General features: G+C 41.9%; 1 protein-coding gene. It reads left to right on the forward strand.

The annotated features are described in order from the left end of the window. Window positions 1-138: 138 nt before the first annotated feature. On the forward strand, window positions 139-516 hold a 378-nt coding region (locus ACYVMZ_RS39460), incomplete at its 3' end, for a hypothetical protein (RefSeq protein ID WP_461088160.1).

Consider the following 516-nt stretch of genomic DNA (forward strand, 5'->3'; position numbering starts at 1 on the left):
CATAGATCTCTTGAAGAAAAAACCAGATGTTTACTCATCGGTGGGCGGGTACCTACAGACTATTGGCCAGAAGCCCTACTAACTGCAACGTATCTTATTAACAGAACTCCAATTGCAGCAAGAGCAAATCAAATCCCCGTGAACTTATGGTATAATGATAAAGACGATCACATTAATATAGATCGCTTACACATTTTTGGGTGTAGAGCATATGCGACCATCCCACAAAAATTACGATATGGAAAACTGACAGAAACCTCAATCGCAGGGGTATTCTTAGGATTTGATCCACAACGCAAGGCCTATCGTATATTAGATACTAAAACGGGAAAATTATTCACGAGCAATCAGGTTAAATTTGATGAATCAACCTTCCCATTTGCTCAGCAGTCGTCGCAATTGATTCCTGTATCCCAGGAACTGAATATGACCTCAGGGTCACTAGGCGGAATTGGAACGGTAATATCCACTATCACACCTCAGCAACATACAAGGGCAACAGAGTCTGAGGCCATG

It is taken from the genome of Streptomyces deserti, from assembly GCF_054782695.1.